This is a genomic window from Arsenophonus endosymbiont of Bemisia tabaci Q2 (assembly GCF_902713415.1).
GTDB lineage: Bacteria > Pseudomonadota > Gammaproteobacteria > Enterobacterales > Enterobacteriaceae > Arsenophonus.
Window position 1 is genome coordinate 1 of sequence record NZ_CACTIE010000168.1, and the last position, 5,794, is coordinate 5,794.

The window sequence follows — 5,794 nt, forward strand, 5'->3', positions numbered from 1 at the left end:
ATTCAAATTACCGCTCCGCTATATGGCGAAAAAGAATTAGGAACTCAATCAAAAGCTATAGCTGGGCGACTTTAAAATGATTACAAGTAATTACTCTATATCAGTAAATTTATATTGGAGAAAAACATATGTTTTATAATCAAAATGAAGACGCTTAGCTATAAACTGTTTGAACACCAGTGCTTAACTCATTTTTCTGTTTTATTGCCGCTGCTGGAAGCTGAACGAACAAAGTTGGTTCGACGAGCGATCATTGTTGTTCCCAGTAATATGCATTGGAAATGGTTAGAGCAGAAAACCTTGAAATTGTCTTTTTCATTACCTAAGAGTAGTTTTGCCAGCAGTGTGATACGAGAATTAATTAATCAATCTACTGAAAATATTATTGATATTTTTGAATAGTATTCGGTTAAAAATAATGTTGTTGATGATAAATATTATTATATAAATATAATAATATTTAAAATTTAACAATTATTTTTTCAGTTTATTTTAAAAGGTATTAACTATTCTTTTGTAATAATCGCCATTAAGGCAAAATTTTTATTTTGCTATTATCCGTCAGATGTAACCGATTGTTTTTTTTAATTGATAAATGCTGTTGTTAACTGCGCCAAAATAAAGGGCTGAAAATAGCACAAAATTTTCCTATTGATTTTAAGATTAAGTAAAAATATTAAAATTCAACTGACAAATTCCCACAAAAATTAGCGGTTAATACATTTGAGTGTATTTCTGTTGTTATAAAAGTTAACTTGTTTATTTCTTTCGTTATTGACTGGTAGTGTTGATAGTATTTAGTCAACAACTCTTTATACATTTTTAATATTTATTAGAAATTTTTTTATTGATTGATGTATTGCTAGTTAGATATTTGATTAAGATAGTATTTTCACTGGATATTATTTTGGCGTATCTTATTTATGTTATTTAAAAATGATAATTGTAATTAGATATTTTATTATTTTCAGGTAGTTGTTAAAAAACACAAAATCATATTGTTATTTTATTACATTCACATCTACTAATATTAGAACTTCATTTTTCTATCGTAATTTGATGTGTTTTATTGTTACTTAATGATATTCTTGCTGTAATCTATTATTGACGCTATTTTCAACCCATAATCTTTTTTATCATAGATGATAAAAGTTGGATAAAATAGCCTAGTTCTTAATATAACGTTCAATATAAATCAACGAGATACAATAATGCTAAGGATATTGCTAAGTAATGATGATGGTGTAACAGCAACTGGCATCCAAACGCTTGCTACTGCATTACGTAAACATTATTTCATTCAGGTTGTTGCACCTGATAGAAACCGAAGTGGGGCATCAAACGCATTAACACTTCATAAACCATTACGAATAGCTAAGTTAGCCAATGGCGATATCTCAGTACAGGGAACGCCAACGGATTGTGTTTATTTAGGCGTTAATCAGCTTATTCAACCCTCTCCTGAAATCGTCGTTTCGGGTATTAATCATGGCCCCAACCTGGGTGACGATGTTATTTATTCAGGTACCGTTGCAGCGGCGACAGAAGGACGTCATCTTGGTTTACCCGCACTTGCGGTTTCATTGAATGGTGAAACACACTTCCAAACAGCAGCAGAAGTAACTTGTCATTTATTAAAATTATTACAGAAAACGCCATTAAAAGCGGGTAATATTCTTAATATTAATGTTCCTGATATTCCTTTATCGGAAATTAAAGGTTACAAAGTGACACGCTGTGGTAGTCGTCATGCACCTCAACAAGTTGATCCATCTAAAGATCCAAGGGGCGATACGGTCTATTGGTTAGGGCCAGTTGGAGGAATATCTGATGCGGGTCCAGATACTGATTTTGCTGCAGTAGCGGCCGGTTATGTTTCTATTACGCCATTACAAGTGGATTTAACCGCTTATAAAGATCAGCAAGTTGTTAAAGATTGCTTATTAAAAGCAGAAGCAAGTGAGGAATGCTAAAACGGTCAATGAGAGATTTATTGACACAACTACGCCATCAAGACATTAAAGATGAAGGTCTATTAGGAGCTATTGCAAAAGTTCCTCGTGAGCGTTTACCTATAGGTTTTTCTCAGACTATTTCGCAACTTTATATTGTTTCTCGGATGACAGAATTACTTAGGCTTTCTCCTTCGGATCATGTTTTAGAGATAGGCACAGGGTCGGGTTATCAAACAGCCATTTTAGCTCATCTTGTCGCGCGGGTTTTTCGGTAGAACGGATCAAGGGGCTACAATGGAATGCTAAACGTAGATTAAAACAACTTGATCTCCATAATATTTCAACCCGTCATGGAGATGGCTGGATGGGATGGTCTTCAAAGGGGCCTTTTGATGGAATCATTGTCACTGCGACGCCGGCAGAACTCCCACTCGTTTTGCTTCAACAATTGAAAGATGGTGGCCGCATGGTCTTACCTGTCGGTAAGAAAAAACAGATATTAAAAGTCATTAAACGTGAGGGTAATGATTTTCATGCTACAACGGTAGAGTCAGTGCGATTTGTTCCTTTAATTCCTGGAAGTTTGGCATGAAATAGGTAATATTTTAGCGATAGATAATTTAAGGTTTTATTAATCTCTGCTTTAATAAGCATAATAATTTATTATTTAGCTATTGCGATAAATTGTCGATCGTGACTTACATTATCCGATTTTTATTCAAGATTTATCTTCACGGGAGAAGAAGTATGAAATTTAACAGCCCAAAATTTACGATTCGATGGGCAACTATCTGTATAATAACAGGCACAATGTTAATAGGGTGCTCGACACCATATGATCTAGCAGCGCCAATTAGTAGTGTCCAAGATAGTAGCCACCCAATTGATACTTATCCTGCTGTCAATACATCATCAAAAAATACGCCAATACCCTCTTCTCCTAAAAATATTTCTGCTAGTAATCAAAATAATAGTATAAAAAAGCCGGTATATCAGTCAGTGATACCAGCACCTAAGACTAGCAACAATGGCCGAATAATTTATAACCGAAATTATGATAATATCCAAAAAGGAAGCTATAGTGGTAAGACTTATACTGTTAAACGAGGTGATACGCTGTTTTATATTGCTTGGATAACAGGCAATGATTATCGTGATCTAGCGCAACGTAATAAAATTGCAGAACCTTATAGTTTAAATATTGGGCAAGTACTTAATATTGGTAGTAGTTCTACCGACTCAGAAATGGTAGTTGCTAATCGTACTCCGAATACTAACAATACAAATGTTGATTCTCAGTCAACTAATGCGTATGCTTCATGTGTTAGTGAGCAAAATTCAGGAAAGATGTTACCGAGAGCGTCCAAGCCACTAACACCTTCTATGCCGCCTGCAACAACAGCATCTTCGGGCTTAAATAGTAACAGCGTAGTCAATACAGTAGGTAAGTGGCGCTGGCCGGCCGAAGTGAAAGTGATTGAATCTTTCTCTGATGTTAAGAGCGAAAATAAAGGTGTTGATATTGCCGGATCGCGCGGTCAACCTATTTTTGCAACTACAGCAGGAAAAGTGGTTTATTCTGGAAATGCATTACGTGGATATGGAAATCTTATAATAATAAAACATAACGATGACTATCTGAGTGCCTATGCTCACAATGATACTATATTAGTTCGTGATCAACAGGAGGTTCAGGCAGGGCAAAAGATTGGCACTATGGGTAGCACTGGTACAAGCTCAGTAAGATTACATTTTGAAATTCGTTACAAGGGAAAATCAGTAAACCCGTTGCCTTATCTTTCGCAACGATAACTTGGACAGATTGCTTGTCAATGCTGTCCGCATTATCAAGGGTAAGAGTGACTTATAAGGCAAAATTCGCTAAAAGTTAACGAGTTATATATGACGATTTAGACAAAAGTAGCATGGATGCGGAAGCTTTCGATGAAAGCTTGCTAAAAGCAGGGGACTTAAATTTAAAGCAAGATAATAATTCAGATATATTTCAGAATATTAATCAACGTGTTCTAGATGCAACTCAGCTTTATCTTGGTGAGATTGGATATTCACCTCTCCTGACAGCGGAAGAAGAAGTATTTTATGCGAGGCGCGCTTTACGTGGTAATGCAGCATCACGTCAGCGTATGATTGAAAGTAATTTACGTTTGGTTGTAAAAGTTTGTTGTCGCTATAGTAATCGTGCTCTTGCCCTACTGGATCTGATAGAAGAAGGCAATCTTGAATTAATTCGGGCGGTTGAAAAATTTGATGCGGAAAAGGGTTTTCGTTTTTCAACTTATGCAACATGGTGGATCCGCCAAACTATTGAACGAGCAATTATGAATCAGACGCGTACTATCCGCTTACCGATTCATATCGTTAAAGAGTTAAATGTTTATTTGCGTATTGCAAGAGAATTGACTCAAAAACTTGATCATGAGCCAAGCCGCCGAAGAAATTGCAGAACGCTTAGACAAACCGGTCGATGATGTTAGCCGGATGTTGCCGCTAAATGAGCGGATCTCTTCTGTTGATACACCAATCGGTGGTGATTCAGATAAAGCGTTACTTGATGTGTTATCTGATGATAACGATTCAGGGCGAGAAGGAACTATCCAAGCTAACAATATGAAAGAAAGTATTGTTAAATGGCTGTTTGAACTTAATGCAAAACAGCGTGAAGTATTAGCACGCCGCTTTGGTTTATTAGGTTATGAATCGGAAACGTTAGAAGAGGTAGGGCCAGAGATTGGTCTTACTAGAGAACGTGTTCGTCAGATACAGGTTGAAGGTTTGCGCTGATTAAAAGATGTTTTTCATAATCAATGTCTTAGTATGAAATCTTTATTTAAGACCTAATATCTTTGCAATATCGTTAATATTAATAAGGTGGGAGGAAAACCCACCTTTTTTTTGATATCAGGGGGGAACGCCACTATGAAATTTAAAACCGCTATCCGGCCTTTCGATCAATTCAGCCTCGATGCTAGCAAAATATTCGATCCACTGCTGAATATTTTCGCTAGAAATAGCTTGTGCTAAAACTAAATAATCTTGATATGATAGTGGCGAGATTCTGATCTGAGTAGTGAAATATAGAATTTAGCTAAGGATGTTTCAAGATGAGGCGCGAGTTTAGCAAAACGCTTGCAAGAGCGCGCTTCGATATAAGCGCCAATGATCAGTTTATCAATTAATGGTGTTCGGTTCATGATGGCTAACATGACTAAATAAACCCTTAGCATAATGACCGGCACTGATAGTTTGATATCTCTTTCCGTCATGATTTCCAGCACTTGATAAAAATGGTGGAGTTCCTCTTTAATTAATAAGAGGATTTTATCAATTAGATATTGGCTATAGCTTGTTTTTTCTTTCCTCGGATCGATTTGGATAACTGATTTTTTCCTTTAAGGGTATCAATATTGCCAATTTTCTTATAAGCAAAATCGTCGAAAGGTTGTAACCATTCTAAGAGTGTATCACTGCTCTTTTCATCAACGGCATATTTTCGCAACAGTAGGATAGCACTTTGCGCGGCTTTTAGTTCACACAACAGGTGATCGCATAAAATAATCGCTAAGTTTTCTGGTTGACTAGCTTTGTCTAGCCACGCTTGCGGTGTTTTGCAGGCTAAAAATGGTGAATTAAATCAAGTAATTTTGGATAATATAGCTAAGCGACTTAATTTTGATGGCATTATTTATATCAGCTATTCAATTGATTTTAGACGTAAAGTGATATAGCTAAGCGTCTTAATTTTGATTACAAAATATATGTTTTTTTCCAATATAAATTTACTGATATAGAGTAATTACTTGTAATCATTTTAAAGTCGC

The 5,794-nt window shown here is 35.7% G+C and carries 7 protein-coding genes and 2 pseudogenes; 6 read left to right on the forward strand and 3 right to left on the reverse strand.

All coding sequences use genetic code 11. The annotated features are described in order from the left end of the window. Positions 1-114: 114 nt before the first annotated feature. From ARSQ2_RS08960 to rpoS, 5 genes and pseudogenes are all read left to right on the forward strand, one after another. Positions 115-402 carry a hypothetical protein gene (locus ARSQ2_RS08960; protein ID WP_181995086.1) on the forward strand — a complete coding sequence of 96 codons (288 nt, stop codon included), beginning with the start codon at positions 115-117 and terminating at the stop codon, positions 400-402. A gap of 809 nt (positions 403-1,211) precedes the next feature. Then, positions 1,212-1,973 carry a 5'/3'-nucleotidase SurE gene (gene surE, locus ARSQ2_RS08965; protein ID WP_181995087.1) on the forward strand — a complete coding sequence of 254 codons (762 nt, stop codon included), beginning with the start codon at positions 1,212-1,214 and terminating at the stop codon, positions 1,971-1,973. Next, positions 1,967-2,547, forward strand: a pseudogene (locus ARSQ2_RS08970) (protein-L-isoaspartate(D-aspartate) O-methyltransferase). The gene surE and the pseudogene ARSQ2_RS08970 overlap by 7 nt, the downstream one beginning before the upstream one ends. Positions 2,548-2,702: 155 nt before the next feature. Next, positions 2,703-3,767, forward strand: a complete 1,065-nt coding sequence (gene nlpD, locus ARSQ2_RS08975; RefSeq protein ID WP_181995088.1) for a murein hydrolase activator NlpD — start codon at positions 2,703-2,705, stop codon at positions 3,765-3,767. Positions 3,768-3,821: 54 nt separating this feature from the next. Further along, positions 3,822-4,757, forward strand: a pseudogene (gene rpoS, locus ARSQ2_RS08980) (RNA polymerase sigma factor RpoS). Positions 4,758-4,874: 117 nt separating this feature from the next. On the opposite strand, the gene miaE (ARSQ2_RS14330) reads toward rpoS, so the two are convergent. The 3 genes from miaE (ARSQ2_RS14330) to ARSQ2_RS13080 are packed head-to-tail and all read right to left on the reverse strand — an operon-like array spanning position 4,875 to position 5,472. Then, a complete protein-coding gene (gene miaE / locus ARSQ2_RS14330; protein WP_338078279.1) occupies positions 4,875-5,057 on the reverse strand; it encodes a tRNA isopentenyl-2-thiomethyl-A-37 hydroxylase MiaE in 183 nt (60 codons plus the stop codon). Then, entirely contained in the window at positions 5,000-5,251 is a 252-nt protein-coding gene (gene miaE, locus ARSQ2_RS13075) for a tRNA isopentenyl-2-thiomethyl-A-37 hydroxylase MiaE (protein ID WP_420837764.1), read from the reverse strand. The genes miaE (ARSQ2_RS14330) and miaE (ARSQ2_RS13075) overlap by 58 nt, the downstream gene beginning before the upstream one ends. Positions 5,252-5,301: 50 nt before the next feature. After that, positions 5,302-5,472: a hypothetical protein gene (locus tag ARSQ2_RS13080; protein WP_338078278.1), complete on the reverse strand. Its 171-nt coding sequence runs from the start codon at positions 5,470-5,472 to the stop codon at positions 5,302-5,304. An 85-nt stretch (positions 5,473-5,557) separates the two neighbouring features. Between ARSQ2_RS13080 and ARSQ2_RS08990 the strand changes: the two genes are divergently transcribed. Further along, positions 5,558-5,701 carry a hypothetical protein gene (locus ARSQ2_RS08990; RefSeq protein ID WP_181995089.1) on the forward strand — a complete coding sequence of 48 codons (144 nt, stop codon included), beginning with the start codon at positions 5,558-5,560 and terminating at the stop codon, positions 5,699-5,701. Positions 5,702-5,794: the final 93 nt, after the last annotated feature.